The sequence below is a fragment of the Paramaledivibacter caminithermalis DSM 15212 genome (assembly GCF_900142245.1).
GTDB classification, from domain to species: domain Bacteria; phylum Bacillota; class Clostridia; order Peptostreptococcales; family Caminicellaceae; genus Paramaledivibacter; species Paramaledivibacter caminithermalis.
Genome location: NZ_FRAG01000008.1, coordinates 79442 through 98018, shown reverse-complemented (window position 1 = coordinate 98018; position 18577 = coordinate 79442). Strand labels below are relative to the sequence as shown.

Annotated in this window: 19 protein-coding genes and 2 pseudogenes; 2 read left to right on the top strand and 19 right to left on the bottom strand. The window is 30.1% G+C overall.

Annotated elements, in window-relative coordinates; genetic code table 11:
- Window positions 1-26: 26 nt before the first annotated feature.
- The 8 genes from BUB36_RS05005 to BUB36_RS04970 form a co-directional block, all read right to left on the bottom strand.
- The gene (locus BUB36_RS05005; protein WP_242655719.1) at window positions 27-1616 is read right to left on the bottom strand and encodes an AAA family ATPase; all 1590 of its coding nucleotides are present in this window, start codon (window positions 1614-1616) and stop codon (window positions 27-29) included.
- Entirely contained in the window at window positions 1559-1924 is a 366-nt protein-coding gene (locus BUB36_RS05000) for a VRR-NUC domain-containing protein (RefSeq protein ID WP_073147640.1), read from the bottom strand. Before BUB36_RS05000 ends, BUB36_RS05005 begins: the two co-directional genes overlap by 58 nt.
- Entirely contained in the window at window positions 1921-3084 is a 1164-nt protein-coding gene (locus tag BUB36_RS04995; RefSeq protein ID WP_084111719.1) for an SNF2-related protein, read from the bottom strand. Before BUB36_RS04995 ends, BUB36_RS05000 begins: the two co-directional genes overlap by 4 nt.
- An 80-nt stretch (window positions 3085-3164) precedes the next feature.
- Window positions 3165-3392 carry a helix-turn-helix domain-containing protein gene (locus BUB36_RS04990; RefSeq protein ID WP_073147638.1) on the bottom strand — a complete coding sequence of 76 codons (228 nt, stop codon included), beginning with the start codon at window positions 3390-3392 and terminating at the stop codon, window positions 3165-3167.
- A 29-nt stretch (window positions 3393-3421) separates the two neighbouring features.
- Window positions 3422-4198, bottom strand: coding sequence for a BRO-N domain-containing protein (locus BUB36_RS04985; RefSeq protein ID WP_073147636.1), 777 nt, complete (start codon window positions 4196-4198; stop codon window positions 3422-3424).
- 15 nt (window positions 4199-4213) lie between these two features.
- The gene (locus tag BUB36_RS04980) at window positions 4214-4459 is read right to left on the bottom strand and encodes a hypothetical protein (RefSeq protein ID WP_073147634.1); all 246 of its coding nucleotides are present in this window, start codon (window positions 4457-4459) and stop codon (window positions 4214-4216) included.
- 20 nt (window positions 4460-4479) lie between these two features.
- Window positions 4480-4803, bottom strand: a complete 324-nt coding sequence (locus tag BUB36_RS04975; RefSeq protein WP_073147632.1) for an HTH domain-containing protein — start codon at window positions 4801-4803, stop codon at window positions 4480-4482.
- Window positions 4804-5157: 354 nt separating this feature from the next.
- The gene (locus tag BUB36_RS04970; RefSeq protein ID WP_073147630.1) at window positions 5158-7026 is read right to left on the bottom strand and encodes a helix-turn-helix domain-containing protein; all 1869 of its coding nucleotides are present in this window, start codon (window positions 7024-7026) and stop codon (window positions 5158-5160) included.
- Window positions 7027-7561: 535 nt separating this feature from the next.
- On the opposite strand from BUB36_RS04970, the pseudogene BUB36_RS04965 reads away from it, so the two are divergent.
- Window positions 7562-8103 (top strand): annotated as a pseudogene (locus BUB36_RS04965) (HTH domain-containing protein); the annotation flags it as partial.
- Window positions 8104-8119: 16 nt separating this feature from the next.
- Here BUB36_RS04965 and BUB36_RS04960 read toward each other — a convergent pair.
- The 10 genes and pseudogenes from BUB36_RS04960 to BUB36_RS04920 all read right to left on the bottom strand — a co-directional run.
- Window positions 8120-8659, bottom strand: a pseudogene (locus tag BUB36_RS04960) (IS3 family transposase); the annotation flags it as partial.
- 1027 nt (window positions 8660-9686) lie between these two features.
- On the bottom strand, window positions 9687-9938 hold the full coding sequence (locus BUB36_RS04955; protein WP_073147626.1) for a hypothetical protein: 252 nt from the start codon (window positions 9936-9938) through the stop codon (window positions 9687-9689).
- 32 nt (window positions 9939-9970) lie between these two features.
- The gene (locus tag BUB36_RS20130; RefSeq protein WP_242655718.1) at window positions 9971-10684 is read right to left on the bottom strand and encodes a hypothetical protein; all 714 of its coding nucleotides are present in this window, start codon (window positions 10682-10684) and stop codon (window positions 9971-9973) included.
- Window positions 10685-11010: 326 nt separating this feature from the next.
- Entirely contained in the window at window positions 11011-11415 is a 405-nt protein-coding gene (locus BUB36_RS04945; RefSeq protein WP_073147624.1) for a hypothetical protein, read from the bottom strand.
- A gap of 27 nt (window positions 11416-11442) precedes the next feature.
- Entirely contained in the window at window positions 11443-12690 is a 1248-nt protein-coding gene (locus tag BUB36_RS04940; RefSeq protein WP_073147622.1) for a hypothetical protein, read from the bottom strand.
- Window positions 12691-13033: 343 nt separating this feature from the next.
- Window positions 13034-13162 (bottom strand): hypothetical protein, encoded by a 129-nt coding sequence (locus BUB36_RS20345; RefSeq protein WP_278247804.1) that lies wholly within the window; start codon window positions 13160-13162, stop codon window positions 13034-13036.
- Between the two features lie 140 nt (window positions 13163-13302).
- A complete protein-coding gene (gene rlmD / locus BUB36_RS04935) occupies window positions 13303-14670 on the bottom strand; it encodes a 23S rRNA (uracil(1939)-C(5))-methyltransferase RlmD (protein ID WP_084111715.1) in 1368 nt (455 codons plus the stop codon).
- A gap of 227 nt (window positions 14671-14897) precedes the next feature.
- Window positions 14898-15542: an HAD family hydrolase gene (locus BUB36_RS04930; RefSeq protein ID WP_073147618.1), complete on the bottom strand. Its 645-nt coding sequence runs from the start codon at window positions 15540-15542 to the stop codon at window positions 14898-14900.
- A gap of 314 nt (window positions 15543-15856) precedes the next feature.
- Window positions 15857-16282 carry a thioesterase family protein gene (locus BUB36_RS04925; protein WP_073147616.1) on the bottom strand — a complete coding sequence of 142 codons (426 nt, stop codon included), beginning with the start codon at window positions 16280-16282 and terminating at the stop codon, window positions 15857-15859.
- Between the two features lie 153 nt (window positions 16283-16435).
- Window positions 16436-17143, bottom strand: a complete 708-nt coding sequence (locus tag BUB36_RS04920) for a PrsW family intramembrane metalloprotease (RefSeq protein ID WP_073147614.1) — start codon at window positions 17141-17143, stop codon at window positions 16436-16438.
- A 522-nt stretch (window positions 17144-17665) separates the two neighbouring features.
- Here BUB36_RS04920 and BUB36_RS19600 point away from each other — a divergent pair.
- Window positions 17666-17836 carry a hypothetical protein gene (locus BUB36_RS19600; protein WP_165613031.1) on the top strand — a complete coding sequence of 57 codons (171 nt, stop codon included), beginning with the start codon at window positions 17666-17668 and terminating at the stop codon, window positions 17834-17836.
- A gap of 111 nt (window positions 17837-17947) precedes the next feature.
- On the opposite strand, the gene BUB36_RS04915 is transcribed toward BUB36_RS19600, so the two are convergent.
- Window positions 17948-18505: a DUF6648 family protein gene (locus BUB36_RS04915; protein WP_073147612.1), complete on the bottom strand. Its 558-nt coding sequence runs from the start codon at window positions 18503-18505 to the stop codon at window positions 17948-17950.
- Window positions 18506-18577: the final 72 nt, after the last annotated feature.

Here is an 18577-nt window from a genome sequence, read left to right as displayed (position 1 = left end):
ATTCCTCCTTTAGATTTTAAATTTTTTTATTTTCTAGAGCGTCTGCTCTTTTTAACTGTTTTTTCAGGTGCTACTTCAGGTGTTTCAGTAGCTGTTTCTTTTGTTTCACTAAGTTTATCTTTTACTTCACCTTCTGCAGTAGAATCTTCAGTTTTTTCTACTTTTGAATAGGTTTTAATACCTTCTTGTGCTGCTTTTAATGCCTTTATAAATTCTTCTTTATCTAGTTTTACTCTATCTTCTTTAAACTCGAATCTTCCGCCACCAAATATATTTTCTTTCTTTTCAAGCTGTAAAAATCTTTCCTTACCATCTATATAAGCCCTAACAGTCAAATCTACCGTTCCTGCCAGTACATTTGCTACTTTATCGTTGATGTTAGGCTTGATGGTTGTAATTTTATTGCCATTTTTAAGAGTTATCTCAGAGTTTAGTTCCTTTGAAATATAGATGATTTGATATCCTAAATTCTTAAGCCTTTTCATAGCTGATAGAAATTCAGTCCTTACCATATCCCAGCCTTTGCCAAAGCCAGCGTCTTGTTCGTGGTCTATGTTTAATTTTTTATAAATATATAGTCTACAGTGTTCATATAAATCCTCTACTAAATCAATACAGACCCTTTTGAAAGTATTATCTTTCTTCTCTAACTCGCTAACAGCATCTAGAAACACTTCCCAGGCCATTTTTACTTTTTTAAGCCTTCCTTCATAGGTTACTTCATCGGCAATTTTTATAACTGGAGATGTTGTATTGTCTGTATTCCCATCGGTATTTAAAAACAGTAGGTCATCAAACTTATCTACAAAGGTTGATTTTCCCACATAACTATCGGCATATAACCACATATCAGGATTTACATCAATCTTTTTCTCTCTTCTTTCATTTTTAGGTAGTAGCATGTAATCAATCTCCTCCTCACAGTATTTTTGAAATTCACACCAATTACATAATCTGCTTGGTGATTTTTCATAGATTTTTTCACTTTCAATATCTAAACAGCTATTAAAAAATTCCTCCACCTTCTGGTGGTCATAGTCTAGTTTTATAACCTTCACTTCCATTCCAGATAGGGTTTCTTTAAGTCTTTTTCTAAATTGATATAAATCTTCTGTTTTTTTCTGCCTTATAGAAGTTTTAGGGATAAAAATAAAACCTAACCTTTTTACTTTAAATCCTAACTTTTCTAAGTAATACTTATATAAATGAAGCTGCTTTGACTGAAGGTAGTGGTCAATATTGTTGCTATATTTAAAATCATAGATGTCTACTGTACTGTCCTTATTATGAATAATCAAATCTACAAATCCCTTAAATTCTGGAAAATCTATCTCGTATTCAAAGGTAACTGGTTTATCACGTATTAAGTCCTGCATTACCTCTAATGCTTTTTCTACCAATATCATTAATTTAATCATTTCATTAATGTGTTTATCACTTATAACTGGATATTGGTAATAATAATATTTCTCCATTTCATCAATGCCTTTTTCTAACCCCAAGTGCATTGCACTTCCAACAATCAGCGGACTATCTGCACCCGGAGGAATAATAGTGGTTAGTCCTTTGATATATCTAAGATAGAACTGAAACTTGCATTTTTCAAAGCACTCCACCCGACTGTGGGAATATTGCACGAGTTCACCTCCTTTATAAGTTTTTTAAATTCCTTAAATCCTTTTGGATATAAAATCACTCCTATACCACCAGCAGCATTAATATTTTTAATATTCATCTTCTGTAGCTCAGTGGGTTTTCCATTATCTCCTTTAAGTTCAATGGCAATGAATACTCCATTAATGCAGCAGATTAAATCTGGTATACCTGCTCTTTGATATCCACCTCCAAATACTTTGAAAAACCAAGTGTTGGGTTGGAATTTTAAGAACTTTATTACTTTTCTTTGAAGTTGTTTCTCTGTCATTTATCCACCTTCTCAAATAAATCTAGTGTGAAGTCTCTTCTTTCCTTTAGAACCTCTAATATTTTTTCTTCTACACTATTTTCTGTTATAAGGTAGTAGTAAAAACATGTCCTGCTTTGGCCTATGCGGTGTATCCTTTTCTTTGACTGCATCCATAATTCACTGGATAAAGGTAAGCTGTGATAAATAATTTTGTTGGCTCTTTGAAGGTTCACACCTGAAGCTCCTGCTTGATATTGAACTAATGTTACTGTATTGGATTTAGTTTTATAGGTTTCTAAATTGCTACCTTCTCCGTTGATATAGGATACCGGCTTTTCTAAATCTTTACAGATGCCTTTGATGATTTCAAACTCCTTTTTAAAGTTATAGAAAACTACCACTCTATCTTCTGTAGATGCAAGTAAATCTTTAAGTGCCTGATGTTTGTGGGGATTGTATATAGATGATAATTGTCTTAGGTATAATAGTTTCGTTAAAGAGGTATCTCCTACTAATGTTTGATATCCTAAAGTAATAACTCTATCTTTTTTAAACTTCCTGTACTCCTTGGTGTTTTTCACTATTACCATATTTTCAATCTGTTCTGGTAGGTCAAATACTTCTTCACTTTTCATAAACACTGCTCCGTATTCTTTTAATTTCTCTTTTAATCTATCTACATTTTTATATCCCTTTACAACTGTAATTTGAAATCCACCCATATCAAGTTTTTCTGTGATAGTATAGTGTTTATAAAATAGCTTTTTACTAATATTCCATCCTAAAAGTTTTAACTGGGACCATAATTCCTCATATTTTCCGCCTGTAGGAGTTCCTGATAGTAAAATTACATTAGTTGGATTTAAACCTAAAATAAATTTAGCTCTATTTGATGTTTCATTTTTTATATACTGGGACTCGTCCAACATCAGTGTAAAATCCCTTAGTTCCTGTAATTGTTTCCTTCGCCATATTAGGTCGTAGTTTATGATTATAACGCTATGTGGTGGAATACTTTCTATGGATTGATTCTTGAAAATTATTACTTCATAGTCATAGTAGGTTTTAAAGTGCTCGGCCCAGTCTTTGATTTTGGACTTTTGGCAGATAATTAAGTTATATGGAGCATTTAATTCTTTAAGTTTCTCTGAGCCTATGTGAGTTTTTCCTAGCCCCATGTCCAGGTAGTAAGCTACTCGGTTTATCTTTTGAGTTTGTTTTAGAGCTTGTCTTTGATGTGGGTATAGATTTATTTTTATCACCTGCCTTTTTTCGTTTTTATACTTTTACTTAGAATAAGATTCTCTAATTTTTCTTCTGGAAACGCTCTAAGTAGACCAGAGATTACTTTTCTACCTGCACCACGTCTACCAGATAAAACATTACTAAGTGTTCCTTTAGGAATATTCATCCTTCTTGCAAGTTCGTTTTGTGACCATCCTTTTGCCTTTAGCTTTTTCTGAATTATTTCATGATTAATTTGCATTACATTCACACCATCTAATTTTTAAATCCTTATATGTCAAACTCATATCCATATTCCTGCATTATGGAGTCAATAAACTCTAACGATTCAGGTAACCATACATTTGTTTTAATCTTTACTCCATTTTTTAAAGTATCAGTAATAACCTGACAGTATCTTGTATGGCTATACTTAGCCGTCATAACGTAATATGAATTACGACCATAGAAATTGTTGTCAACTTTTTTAATAACTCCTGCATCTTGCATTATTCTGTTAAACTCCTTTGCAGTTATTCCATAATACATACCAATATCAGAAGCTCTAAGCATTTCATTCAAACGCTGAAGATTTCTAAATAGTTGTAGTTTCTTGTCCTGTTCTTCTACTTTTTCAGTTAACACTGCAACCTTTTCCCTTTCAGTTTTTAATTTCTTAAGGGCTGTAATCATGGTATCCGGATCATTTAGCATTTTTTCAATCATATCGTTAGTGGCATAAATACCTTGTTTTCTTATGTCTTTTAAAATATGTTTAACTTTCTTTTTGAATTTCTTTGCTATAGGTTTACGTGACTGCATCAAAACTTCGTATAGACCATCTTCTGTTAAAAGCCACATTTCTTGCTCTCCACCAAGGGTCGGAACAATCTTCCGAACCTTTTCATCATCTTCCACTTTGTTCACTAGTTTATTGATACTGGACTTGTCGTACTCAATCCACTCTGCCACATCTTTGGCTAAAAATAGAGGTTCTTCTGGTGTTCCGTAGATTTTGAAACTTTTTCCTAACACTTCTCTTTCATCAATCAATTTTAATTGATTCATAAATTTTTCCTCCTTCTATAATCTTTTTGCTTCATTAAAAATAGCTTCATAATCTTCTGGTTTAACTTCTACAAGCTTCTCTGCACCATATTTCTTTAATAGTGCTTTAATTGCTGTTATCTTGCCTTTTTTCATTTTTTCAGACAGTACAAAACTTATATCTTGAATACTTATCTCATCAGTTTTTATTTGACTCTTGGCACGATATACAGCTGCTAGCTTTTCTAGTTCTTCTGCTAATGCAAGATGTATGTCATTCATAATCTACACCTCCTTTCCTATTAGTAATTCAGAGCAAAATCTTTGAGAATGCTATTCATTACAGCGAGGTCATTACCAGATAGGCTCGTCCTAAGTCGTTCCAGTAATTCCTGCTGTTTAGGCTTCAGGTACTTCCTGTTAAGATAATAACCATCTGCTACTTTTACCCCTCCGCCATAGCGACCTCTAATGGTTTCTATTGGGTAAGAAAGCGATAGGATATCAATATCATTTTTAATAGTTCTGATACTAACACCAAACTCAAAGGCTAAGTTAGACATAGTATCTTGTCGCCTTTTGCATAAAACTTCTATGATTTCCATTCGCCTTTCATTTGGCCCCATCGCTTTCTCACCCCCTTTCCTTTGCTCTGTGATTTAAGAATAAAAGTTAAATAGGAAGGTTTATTTCTTATTTAGAAAATTTTTTTAATAAATTTTTAAATAAAATATTTCATCTATCTAATTAAGTGCTACTCTCTTTGCTTCTATTAATAGTTTAGAAGATTAAATAGGTGCTGTGGCGGACACCTCATGTCCAGTTGTTACTGTATAAAAACAATGGTTTCTTAAAACTACAAATAAAAAAGAGCCAAATAAAAACCCTGTAAATTGGGTTAACATTTGACTCTTAAGATATTCTTATCTTTTTAAAAAAAGGACATCTCGTGTCCGCTTTTCAAGAAAATTTTTTAATTTTTATAATGGTTCTGCACCATATTGATGTAAAAACTGTCTTATTTCATCTATGGATTTTGTGTAAAGGTAGGTCAGTGCAAAATCATACCATTGGTGATTCTTATCGTTAATATTTAATGAATGGGGAGAATTATCAATAATGTGTCTGCTTATCTTAGGTGGAAGATGAAGTCCTAAGCAAATTAGTACTAAAGAATTAATAGAACCTTTGGTTTCTCCATTAACAATTCTTCTTACTGTTTTCTCATTAAGCAATATTCTTTCTCCAAGTTCTTTATATGTAACTCCTCTCCATTCAATTACTATCTCGAGAGATTTTGTATAACTGTTTGGTAATTCACTATAAATTCTTACTTCCTCTGCTAAAATATCCGCAAGTATCTTTGCTTTTCTTTCTGGAGTCGCATACTCAAAACCGTTACAATATTTTATATCGAAATCAATGTTCGATGTCTTATCACGGTTGAGAAAACATTCACTATAATATCTTTCTCTACATCCAGACTTTACTGATAATTCGAAAATCAGACAGCACTCTTCCATGTGAGTTCGTGCATAGTCCGTAAGTACAGTGTTTCCATATATATCCTTTGTCAAGTATTTTGGATGATTTAAAACAAAGTGTGAATCAACATATAAATAACTACCATCTCTTACTAGAGACCTCATTTCAGGATTAGCTAAACTTTGAATTGCAGCATCTACTACACCAATAGAAAAAGTTTGATTTCTTTGTAGAATACCCTTTTTAAATCTATGTGGCTTAACATAGCGACCATCAATGTATGTGAAAGTCCCAATAGCTTCTTCATATCCAGCATCTATCATTCGTATTTTAGCTGCTAAACGAGAAACACCAAAGAAAGTAGCAAGGGCATCAATAACTGGCTCCATTACATCTATAAGTTCATCGGTACCCTTTTCTTTTTTATATTGCTTAATAAATTCAAAAGCTTTTTTCTTAAATGTTGAAATTGGCATTTGAATCCTTGGAGCAAGAGCATTTGCCTGCCATTCCATCCAATCAGTAGCATCTTTATTACTATCTTTTATACCACCTACTACCTGGCACTTAATTCGTGTGGCACTGCTGTTATATAACCTTTCCAATTCAAATGCTTTTCTATGTAAATCCCAATGAACACACTCATGCACAATGGTGTTGTTAACTGATCCTAAGTTTCGAAGAAAATATGCCTTTGGATCCACAAATATAGTTCGGGCATCCACATTGATCTGTACCATTTCATCGCTGTCTTTATCATAAACTTCTGCTTCGCAATCGTGAAAGAATATCTGTCCAAAAACAGAGAAATCTTTTGTAATTTCTCTCATTTCAACTCTAAGACCCATTTTTTCTGCCAATACTTGTGGTTCAACTGCCATTGGATTTTTTAATGCTTCTGGGTAATATCTGCGCAGAAAATCTGTAGCAACAGATTCTAAATGTTCCTTTCTAATAATTGGAGCAAGAGAATCTGACATAGGTTTTGGCTGCTTATTTTTACCGATATACTCAGTTACACTAGAGATTGTAAAATCATCCAAATTACTATCCAAATCTCCTAAGCATTTCAACATAAACCACTGACTGCAATATTCCAATTCATCATAGTGATAATCTGACTCACGAACTACAAGATCAGCTTCTACAACGACATCAAATTCTATTTTCATACCTGGCAAATCATTTACAGATACAAGCTTTACCTCTATATCTGATAATTCTATGTCACCAATGTTTCGAACTTTATATAACCTCAAATCCAAATTATCATAGTTTTCTTCAATGTAATTTTTTACTGCATCAAATAATTCATTTTCAAATCTGTTTGCCACATAATCTTTAAATGAACGATTACCTGCCAATATAGCATCCCCCTTCCGAATAGGCAGTATAACAGTATCACATTTTATTTGCCTCTTTTAAATAAATCTTTGAACAAAGTAATTATAATCGTACCAAAAAAAAACTAAAGGAAAGTATAAATATTTAATAATTTTTAAATATTCTTTATTTGTCTTTAGGTAAATTATAACATTATTTGTCGGTTAATTAAGTCAAAAATTGTCGATTAATTTAGTGGTACATATATTTTTAACTACTGCAGCGATTTAGAAAACTGTACATATTCTAACCCTGGTAATGCTCGATTCTGTGAAATGTATGGTAAGCCTACTTATTATTATGAGAAGGGGTTTTTCGAAGGTGTTGATAAGATAGATGAGTTTAGGATTGTTGCTGGTCGTATAGATTCTGCTAATTTATTTTAAATGAAACAAAAAGCACCTATTCATCAAATCTGTAAAATGTACCCAATAGAGTAGACAATGAAAAAAAGTCTACCCTATTGGGTATTTTCTTTTATAATAAAACAAAAGACATTAGAGGGGTTGAAAATTTATGAGTAATAAAATTTTTACAGAAAAGGAAGTTAAATTATTATCTCAAAATAAATACGTTAAAAAAGTAAGCATGAAAGCAATAACTTATACTGATGAATTTAAACGTATCTTTATTAGTGAAAATGAGAAGGGAAAATTGGCTAGAGATATTTTTGAAACCCACGGTTTTGATATAGATATTCTTGGTATAAATCGTGTTAAATCTGCGAGTAAAAGGTGGCGCAAAGCATATAAAAATAATGGTGTTATAGGGCTTAAAGATACAAGAAAACAGAATTCTGGAAGACCAAGAGAAAAAGAACTTTCACTAGAAGAAAAATATGAACGGCTGAAAGCTCAAAACAACTTACTTAAGGCAGAAAATGAACTGCTAAAAAAGTTAGATATGATAGAAAGGGGAGCGATAAAGAAGAAATAAAATTATCTACTAATCAAAAATTCATGCTTATTAATTCTATAGTTAAAAAATATAAACTGAAAAACATGATTAGTTATTTATGTAAGATATCAGATGTATCTCGTTCTGGTTATTATAACTATGGATTGTCAACACTTTTTAAGACACTTTTTTGTCGGACATTAACATTCTATACTCTACAGGGGTAAGATAATCTAAGGAGCCATGAATTCTATGGTTATTATACCAGTTTACATAATCAAATAATTGATATTCAAGCTCCTCAAAGCTTTGAAATATTTTATTAAAAGCAAACTCTGTTTTAACAACCTTAAATGCAGCTTCTGCTACTGCATTATCATAAGGGCAGCCTTTTTTACTTAGGGAGCGTTTTATATTAAATGTAGTTACCAAACCATCTATGAGATTATTTTTAAATTCATTACCCCTATCAGTATGTAATATTTTAATGTTTTCTAAAGGTCTGTTAATCTTTGTAAAGGCTTTATAAACAAGGTTTGCATCCTTATTCTTACCAGTAGCATATCCAATGATTTCACGATTATATAGGTCTAATAATATGCATATATAATTCCATTTTCCATTAACATTTACATATGTTAAGTCGCTTACCACTACCTCTAAAATTTCTTCCCTATCAAACTCTCTATTAACTATATTTTCAATCTTTTCCTCATTACTCTTTAGCTTTAAAAGAGCCTAATGTAGTATAGTCTTTAACCTACTTATTTACGGTAGATCTTGTACATTATATTCTTTAACTATTTCGCTTGGACTTTTTCTACTCTTGACAAATTCAACTATCTGTTTTTTTAATTCTTAATTATATATTTTATATTTTGATATATATTAGACATGATTAATCTCCAGATTAATTTTATTAATTATATCGTGTCCGAGTTTTTACTGTATAATTATTATAGACTATCTAATTGTTTATAATATCCATAAAACTACACCCCCTGCTAAATCTAAAAAATACATTTCATAATATATTCATATTTCAACATTCATTTACATTTTCCTTCAATAAAGATGAATCTAAAACTAAAATATTTTTAGATTAAGTAATTTAGTGATAAAATTATTATGCACATGTTAATATGCCTCATTTCGGTATTTGTCTTCGTAAACAATAACATAGCAGACATCTTTAACAGGTGCAATATTTTTTTTGCAAAATAAAAAACTAAGATTTAATACACCAACATTTATTATAGAACTATAAAACAAAAACCCTACAATCAAATGTAGGGTACTGTTTTCTATCCTCGTTCAAGTAAACATATTCATTTTTTATAAAACCTCTATTATTATTGAAATTTCAACATTTCTTAGCTGTATTTTCTTTTAATCAATACTACGCACTCAACATGTGTTTTGATAGAATAATGATAATATTTCGCAGAAAAATAAGGGAGTATTTTAATTTTACCCCCCTATGAATTCAGAATGAATGCTTATGACTTTTTCTCCAACAGAAAACATTTTATATATTTCTATTGGAAGTACTATTGGAAGTATTCTATTTTTTATTCTCAGACTCTATTAGTTCTATCATTCTAATAAAATAATCATATACTTCTGTACTTTTATAAAATAAATTTTCCTAAATAACCAGAGTGACAGTCCCTTTATTTGTTCTCCTTTGGTTATCCTTTAGATAATTTGATACAGAGAGACTGTGCTCTTGTACTTTTAAAGACTATAAAATATATAAACTTTCATATTCATTTTGTTCAAATATTTCTCTAAAGTACTTGTTACATATTTTAACTTGTTCAATATAATTAATTAAATAATTTATATCTTCAAAGTAATTACCTATTATCTCATTATTATGACACAAAGCCCATCCTTTAGATGAATTAGATATTGAATATAATTCTCCGTTATATTTAAATTCAATTTCTCGACCTACTAGTAAGTCTTTTTTAAGGTCTTTAAAACTATACATAACTCCCTCCTGTCTAATACATACTTATTGGATTAAAACGGTACTGCACTACCTCTTGAGCCATTATTCCAGTAATGTCTATGTGGAAATTCATGTCCAACTCCACCGTGTTGATAGTCGATATCCATATCAGCATCTCCATTTTTATCGTAATATCTTCTTTGTTTTAATTCACCATCTGAATCTAATAAATCCTTGGAAGAATATGAGTCTCCTTTTGTTGGTAGGCTACTCTCTCCCTCTACATTTTCATGATTATCTGTTTTTTCTCCTTTTTCTTTAGCTTCCTCATATTTTTCTGCTTTCGCTCTAGCTTCAAACCAATCAACAACTTTGTTATATAACCAAGTACCTGCTGCTATTACTGTACCACCTATAATTACTACTCCCGCAGCAGTAATCACTACTTGTCCAACTCCTGGAATCCACCATGTACCTGCAATAAGAGCTCCAGTAGCACTTTGCACACCTACACTTCTCATTACACTATTATTCTTAATAGAATCGTTTTTAAACTCAGTTTTATCAATTACAACTGCAGTGTCAAGAAGTTTGACAAACTGTTCTTGTGTATAATAAATATCATTAATATATACACCATCATCAGTAATAACAATATTACATTTATTAATATTTGAATTTTTAAAACTTGATTCAGTTTCACTTGCAAATGCTGAAATACTTATATTAGATATCATCAGTATCATAAGTATAAAACTAATAATTTTTCTTGTCAATTTTTTCATATTTTAATCAACCCTTAAACTTTTCCTTAGATATTTCTATCAAATCTATAAACAAGCTTGTTTATAGTAATTATTCTACCCCTCATTCCAAATTTGTCAATAATTTCTTTGTAAATATTTTCCGACATGAATTGACATATATCAAAGGGACGGTTCTATTGGTATATCTATTTTGTATATCAACAGAACCGTCCCTTTGATATGTAAAAAGAATAGAACTCTACTCTCATCCTCCACTAAACTATTCTTTCAAACCATCGACTCGGTAACATGCCTCGCACAACATAAAAGACCAAGTTGAAATTTCAAACTTGGTCTTTAAGACATTATTCATTCATATACAAATCAATATCTATAAAATAATACTTATAATCTTCATCATACTTCACTTCTGAAATTATGAAATCAGTGCCGTTATAAGTCACTATATTTCCGTTGATACTATATTTATTGCTTTCATAATAGTCTAAGAATTCATCATATGACAATTTACTATAATAAGTAACTGCACTGTCAGAATGCTTGAAAGCGAATGCTGTTGCTGGTGGTAACGGCAAAGTAAAAACTTTTGTTTCTGCTCCTGAGTCAGAAAGGTATGATTTATGTTCTTTAACAGTGTTAAAATTAACATCAAAATTGTATCTAAAAACAGGATTGATGAATCTGACTACAAAGACTGCCACAAATAATGTAAATAGGACTATAATTATAATGCTAATCTTTTTTTTCATTATTAACTCACCCATTTCAAAATGAAATTAATTCATTTTCATTTTAGTAACACTACCTATCTCATCGATCATTTGTTGCCAGTGGATGTATCTTGTAGAAGTAGTCCAATTATCTTTAACCATTAAGAAATCTGCCACATCATACTTTTTATATCCAAATACTGAAATTGAATGATTTGAATAGTAGCCCGTTGCTAAATTATACATCAAAGGTCTGTTAGCATCAATCTCGTTTGTAAATGTGCCAAATGACCAAACATAAATGTTACTTGCATTTACACTATATCCCCATCTACTAAATGTATCTTCTATGATATTATCAATTTTAGTAGGATTTGTTCCACCTGAAGGTGTATAACCATTATTAAGTGCTTCAGCCAATACATCATCATAAATATCACTTGGAGAACTAGGTATTTTAGTGAACCCTTGCTTCTGATACCAGTTTGCCATAGTTGTAATTGATACTAAAGAGCAATCATTATCACCACCATAATTATCCATGTCCAATCCATCATATCCAGATAATGATTTACCTCCTTGATATGTATAACTACCATATCTATCTTTCATGTAAGCAAACCTATCAGTAATCACATAACCACTTTTTTGACCATCATAAGTTCCACCCATGTTTGCCTTCAATTTATGACTGTTTTTAATAAGTTCCTTTAATTCTTTATTTTTCTTACTTGCTGTTAAGTTCTTTTTCGATTTGGATTGTTTTTTGATATTACTAACTGATTTTATCACTTTTTTATCCATATCGTAGTATTTTCCTTCAGAATTTATGTAATACTCAAGTGGACCATTATGGATAATTTTGTTTTCTTTGATAGCTTTATTCTTAGTGTTTTTAGAAAAATCATTAATTTTTACATTTCTTAGTAACCTAGCTTCTACATTAGTTTCAAATATTGGTTTATCATGAAAAGAGAACTCTTGTATAGGCATCTCATATTCATTAGAAGATACTGTAATATACCCACTATAAACTCCAGCAGTGCTTAAATTAAATGTATATCCTGTGATATCCCCTTCAAGGTTGTATAAAGTATATACCTTATTGATCATTGTGTTAATGTTCCAGATATTCTCTTCTGACATGTTTTCTAAAACAAAAAGTAAAGCAATATCCGCTGCTTCTTGTTCACTAAAATACGGCTTCCCTGATTCTCCTTTTGTTACTACTGTATTCATGTCATTTGCATATGATGTTACTGTCATGGAAAATGTCATAACCACTACTAATGCTAAAAACAAAATTTTCTTCATTATATTATCCTTCTTAATTAATAGGTATTGTCAAGAATTTAATTATAATCTTCAACTTAAACCATTGATTTTACTTTTAATTTATATCAAAACTTCACCACCCCCTCAAAGTAGGGGTGTTTTAAAAAAATCAATCTATCTCTTTGCAATGCCCTCTTTTAAAAATATTTTTTGTGATAGTTCTATCAACTACATAAACAAGCTTGTCTACAGTTATTATTTTACCCACCCATTCCAAATTTGTCAATAATTTACTTGTTAATATTTTCCGCCATCAGTCGACAGAATATTATTGTTTTAAACAAAAACAGCCAAATCGACTCTAGACTATCATATTCATAATTTATTCAATTACAACTTCAACCTCTGTTTTATCAAGCAGACTTACAATAATTTTCTCTCCTTCAAGCACCGTCATTTTTTCAGTAATACTAAAGAATAAATCTATCTCGAATCTTTCGTAAACCTGCAATAGCCCCCGCCTTGAATTAAAGATGAGGGCTATTTAAAGCTTTTTCCTTTTAGTTTTAAGCTTACTGTTTTCAGTTCTTGTACATGGAAACATATTTATTTTTTATAAAACCTATGTTTTTATTGATATTTCAACATTTCCTAGCTGTGTTTTCTTTTAATCAATACTACTGCCTCCACATGTGTAGTGTGTGGAAACATATCTACACATTTTATTTTCTCTACCACATACCCTTTTACTTGTATTTGTTCAAGGTTTTCTGCTAGTGTTTCAGGATTGCAAGATACATATATGATTTCTTTTGGTGTGAATTTTAATATTTTATTTAATGCCTTTGGATTAACTCCTGTTCTTGGTGGATCTAGTATTATTATATCAGGCTTTTCATTTAGTTCTTCAATCTTCTTTAGTACATCTCCTGCAATAAAATGGCAATTGTCCAAGCCATTCATAGCAGCATTTTCATTGGCAGCTTTTACCGCTTCTTCTACTATCTCTATTCCTATTACCTTCTTAGCTTTTTGAGCAGCTATCTGTCCTATTGTACCTGTACCACAATATAGATCAAATATTGTTTTATTGTCCGCAGATTCTATGAAATCTAAAGCGGTTTTATATAATACTTCTGCTCCTAAGGTATTTGTTTGAAAAAATGAAAATGGATATATTTTAAATTTTAGTCCAAGAAGTCTATCATGGAAATAATCCTGTCCATATAAAGTCTCCATCTTTTCACATTTTATTGCATCAGCTAAATTATCATTATATACATGAATTATTCCCTTTATTTCTCCTTCTAGCTTAAGCTCAATAATACTTTTAACATAATCGGTAAGATCAATATCTAGTTGCGTTGAAGTAACTAAAGCTATTAATATTTCTCCTGTATTTAAGCCTTTCCTAACAAGAAGGTGTCTCAAATATCCTTTATGTAACTTATTATTATAATGAGGAATTTTTCTTTGTCTAAAATATTCTAGGCTTGACTTTAAGATACTATTAAAATCCTCATCAACCAATTTACATTGATCTACCGTTACAACAGAGTTAAACTGTCCTCTTTTATGCATTCCAAGGGTCATTTCTCCACCCTTCATTTCATCTCCAAAGGAATATTCCATTTTATTTCTATATCCATATACTTCAGGACTTTTTTCAATACCTAAAAATTCGTAATTCTCTATTCCTGCATCATCAATCAATTTTTTTACTAAGTCAGCCTTTATTTGAAGCTGCTTATCATAGGGTACTGTCTGCCTAGCACAGCCTCCACACAATCCAAAGTGAGAACAAAAGGCTTCTGACTCAAAGGGTGCCTTCTCAACAACTTCAATTAATTTCCCATGTGCATATTCTTTGCGATTCTTCTTTATTTTAGCCTTTACCTTCTGTCCCTTCAAAGCATTTTTAATATATATTTTTTTTCCTTCAATTTCTCCTATACCCTTGGCTGGGAATTTCATATCCTTTATTTCAACTTCTACTATCTGTCCTCTTTTCAATATCATACACTCCCTAATATAGAATACATTTATCTTAACTTTATTTTTCTTCTTATGATATAGATTTCCTAAAACTTAATTTATATACATATCAAAATATCCAAAGCTTTTGGAGATTTTTGATATGCATAAGTTAATTTTTTTACTAGAATATCTATATAATATATGCTTAATTTAATTTAGTAAAGGGTATTTTTACAAAAACAAAAAACTGGGTAAATCCCAGTTATACCTTAAGCAATATCTATATAGTCCTCAATATAATTTTCAGCTAAATCACATATTTCCTTTTTATATGGTAAAGATAGTTCATCGGATATGGCTATAACTCTCATTCCAGCACGTTTAGCTGCTAGAACACCTGCATAGGTATCTTCAAACACTATGCAATCTTGAGGCTTAACACCCAAATCCTCTGCAACCTTTAAAAAAATATGGGGATGAGGCTTTCCTTTTTCAACTTCACAGGAAGTTCTTATAGTGTCAAAGTAGTCATATATATTATGTTTTTTTAATACTTCTAAAGCAAGCTCTCTTGAATTACTTGTACCAATTCCTAATTTAATATCTTTAGATTTTATTAACTCAATAAATTCTTTTACTCCATACTTTAAATTTATCTTATTTCTATAAAAATCATATGCCATTAAATTCCACTCTTCTTTTATTTCTTCAATCGTTTCCTTTAAGCTAAAGGTTTTTTTAAAATATATGGCTGTTTCTGTAAAACTCATTCCTTCTATTTCTTTTTGAAGACCATCAGGTAATTTAATCCCCCTCTTAGCAAGGTACTTAATATCAATTTCTTTCCATATCCACATCGAATCAACGATGGTACCATCCAAATCAAATATTACTGCTTTAATACCTTCTAACATCTCAACCTCCATAAGCTTTTATATTTTACAAAGAAAAAAAGTCGGTATTTCCCTCCGACTATATTTTAATCTTAGATCATATATTAGTCAAATATATAGATTTCCAATAGTAAAACTTAATTTATGCATATCAAAATATCCAGAGCTTTTAAGGATTTTTGATGTGTATAAATTAACTGTTTTACTGGAATATCTATAGATTTCCAATAGTAAAACTTAATTTATGCATATCAAAATATCTAGAGCTTTTAAGGATTTTTGATGTGTATAAGTTAACTGTTTTACTAGAATATCTATAAAATCATGACTACAAATTAAAAATCTATATTCTTAAGCTTAGCAGCACGCGTATTTGCTTTTTCTAATAGTGCTTTTTTATTTACTATGATCCTTTTATGGCTTCCCCTTCCAATAGTTCCAATCTCATCGTAAGCAATCATTTCCAGTATAATATTATTGCCATCAAATTCTTTTACTTTGACATTTACACTAACAGTCTCACCTAGTACCGTTGCTTTTTCATGAACTACCTCTGCAACTTTTCCAACCGTTATAAATCCTTCAGGTAGCTTATCATCTATTAGCTTAACTGAAGCTTCAATCATTAATGCTACAAGACTTGGAGTAGCAAAAAGCTTTTCTAATTTCCCACTACCATAATTTAAAGCAGTATCCTCCTGTCTTACAACTCTTTGAATAGTAATGCTACTTCCCACTTTAACCTTAGGAACATCTATCATAGCCTCAGCTCCTTTAATTAATAAGTTGTATATATTACATGTATACCAAAAATCCATATGTATATTCAGATTTTTTTGATGATTTGCATTTTTAATTTTTTATATCAAAAACAAAAGCTATGGTCTTTTTTTTACCATAGCTTATTTAACATCTTATTGCAATCTCATATCCTTTTTATATGTTATCTTTGATTCAATATAATATTCGTTTAATTTTCTTAAATTCACTATCCATAGATAAATTACATAAGGTATAAAAAACACAAAAGCAAATGAAATCTGAGTCATTAATATAAAATTAAAAATACCATGTAAAACGGCTGGAACAAACCAAGATTTTCTTAAATATTTTCTTCTTTCTCCTTCACCATGGGAAAATTTTGCCAACGATAGATAGTATCCCATTGTTACAGCAAAGAGCATATGGGCTGGTACTGAAAATATACCTCTGTAAATTCCTATATGTGGATTGGCTGTAAATCTAAAAACTACATACATTATGTTTTCTACAGTAGCAAAGCCTAAAGCTGAAAAAACTGCATAAACTATTCCATCAAGTTTTTCATCAAATGCTCTGCTTTTAAAAGCTGTAATTAATACAACCCCTCTTTTGAAGAATTCTTCTGTTAATCCTGCTACTATAAAAGCAGTAAATGCTGCACTCAATAATCCTCCAAAAAAATTAAAATTCAATAAAAGCCTCTCCACAAATGCTGTTGGTATTACTGATAGTGCCCCTAAAACAAAGACCTTTATGAGTAATGTTAAAGGCTCTTTATCATATCTATCGGTAAAATAAACTGACAATGCAAGAGCAATTCCTGGTGTTATTGCTATAATAAATAATCTTGTATTCATCATAAGCATCCTTTCAAATGTCTTATGCTATTAGTATTTGTAGAAAAAAATATTTTATTTTTCCATTTATTATCATCATTAAGCTACAAGCTAAACTTTATCTATTTTAATTTTTTCAATATATAGATTTCCCATAGTAAAACTTAATTTATACATATCAAAATATCCAGAGTTTTTAAGGATTTTTGATGTGTATAAATTAACTGTTTTACTGGAATATCTATAGATTTCCCATAGTAAAACTTAATTTATACATATCAAAATATCCAGAGTTTTTAAGGATTTTTGATGTGTATAAATTAACTGTTTTACTGGGATATCTATAATATTTTAAATCTTTCTAGTTTTCCAGGGAAATATATCTTGAAGAATAATATAGCAATCATCTTAAACTTGATTTTACATAAAATAATATAAAGCAAGGAAAAATATATTACTAAATATATACATTAATTTATGTAATATAAGTAGTTTTTTTATAATTATATGCTAAAGCAAAGCTTAAATGATGAAGGAGGGTTTTAAATGAAAAAAGAAAACAAATCTATTAATAATAAATATTATACAGGTACATTAAATTCAAATATTAACTTCAATAATAAAGTAAAATACAATAAAAATGATAAAAACATTATAGAAGAGAACACATTTGAAAGCAAAAAAGATCACTCTAACCCATCAAGCTGGATAGACTAAATAGGTCTTTTATAAAAAATTATGAGGCTTGGTTTTTCTTCAAGTCCTTAAAAGTTATTATAGGGTCAAGCCCTAGTAGGCTTGACCCTAGCTTTTAATGTGGTCCACTAATTAATACCTTTGATTTATATAATCATCTATTAAGGATTTTCTTACTTCTTCTTCAAAAACTCCTTCATATCTTAATCGTTCTAGCATATATTCACTTTTTGAATGTAATATAACATCTTTAAAATCCTTCAATACTATTTCATAAAGCTTATTCTTTAATACTCTAGATTTAACCTTTATAAAATATGCCTCTACATTTTCAAAATCTATATGTTCAAGAAGCTTTAAAGTAGACCAATCTTTTTGATTATAATAATATACACCCTTCTCCTTATATTTACGAACAACATTAGGATGCTTTTCAATTAACCTTCTATCCTTGGCTTTCATATAGCAATATTTTGCAAGCATATTATAGTATTGGTAATTATATATACCTTTTTCAAAGGAATCTATTCTATGTTTAAATGGTTTTAGGTTCATCCTTTGTATAAAATAATAGTGCTCCTCTATAAATTCCCTTTTAGTAATATCTCCATTGTTGAATTGTATAAACAATGAATCCCTATGTTGAAAAAATTTATCAAATACGTTTTCAGGAATCTTACGTCCTACCATTATTACACCCAATCTAAATCTAATTTAATACCTTCAAAATACATAATAATATTCAAAAATTTAAAATATAAT

Bases quoted from the DNA above. Each gene is read 5' to 3' on its own strand.
- BUB36_RS05000 (WP_073147640.1), bottom strand. From the start codon at position 1,924: ATGACAGAGAAACAACTTCAAAGAAAAGTAATAAAGTTCTTAAAATTC.
- BUB36_RS04995 (WP_084111719.1), bottom strand. From the start codon at position 3,084: ATGGGGCTAGGAAAAACTCACATAGGCTCAGAGAAACTTAAAGAATTA.
- BUB36_RS04990 (WP_073147638.1), bottom strand. From the start codon at position 3,392: ATGCAAATTAATCATGAAATAATTCAGAAAAAGCTAAAGGCAAAAGGA.
- BUB36_RS04985 (WP_073147636.1), bottom strand. From the start codon at position 4,198: ATGAATCAATTAAAATTGATTGATGAAAGAGAAGTGTTAGGAAAAAGT.
- BUB36_RS04980 (WP_073147634.1), bottom strand. From the start codon at position 4,459: ATGAATGACATACATCTTGCATTAGCAGAAGAACTAGAAAAGCTAGCA.
- BUB36_RS04975 (WP_073147632.1), bottom strand. From the start codon at position 4,803: ATGGGGCCAAATGAAAGGCGAATGGAAATCATAGAAGTTTTATGCAAA.
- BUB36_RS04955 (WP_073147626.1), bottom strand. From the start codon at position 9,938: ATGTATAGTTTTAAAGACCTTAAAAAAGACTTACTAGTAGGTCGAGAA.
- BUB36_RS20130 (WP_242655718.1), bottom strand. From the start codon at position 10,684: ATGAAAAAATTGACAAGAAAAATTATTAGTTTTATACTTATGATACTG.
- BUB36_RS04945 (WP_073147624.1), bottom strand. From the start codon at position 11,415: ATGAAAAAAAAGATTAGCATTATAATTATAGTCCTATTTACATTATTT.
- BUB36_RS04940 (WP_073147622.1), bottom strand. From the start codon at position 12,690: ATGAAGAAAATTTTGTTTTTAGCATTAGTAGTGGTTATGACATTTTCC.
- rlmD (WP_084111715.1), bottom strand. From the start codon at position 14,670: ATGATATTGAAAAGAGGACAGATAGTAGAAGTTGAAATAAAGGATATG.
- BUB36_RS04930 (WP_073147618.1), bottom strand. From the start codon at position 15,542: ATGTTAGAAGGTATTAAAGCAGTAATATTTGATTTGGATGGTACCATC.
- BUB36_RS04925 (WP_073147616.1), bottom strand. From the start codon at position 16,282: ATGATAGATGTTCCTAAGGTTAAAGTGGGAAGTAGCATTACTATTCAA.
- BUB36_RS04920 (WP_073147614.1), bottom strand. From the start codon at position 17,143: ATGATGAATACAAGATTATTTATTATAGCAATAACACCAGGAATTGCT.
- BUB36_RS19600 (WP_165613031.1), top strand. From the start codon at position 17,666: ATGAAAAAAGAAAACAAATCTATTAATAATAAATATTATACAGGTACA.
- BUB36_RS04915 (WP_073147612.1), bottom strand. From the start codon at position 18,505: ATGGTAGGACGTAAGATTCCTGAAAACGTATTTGATAAATTTTTTCAA.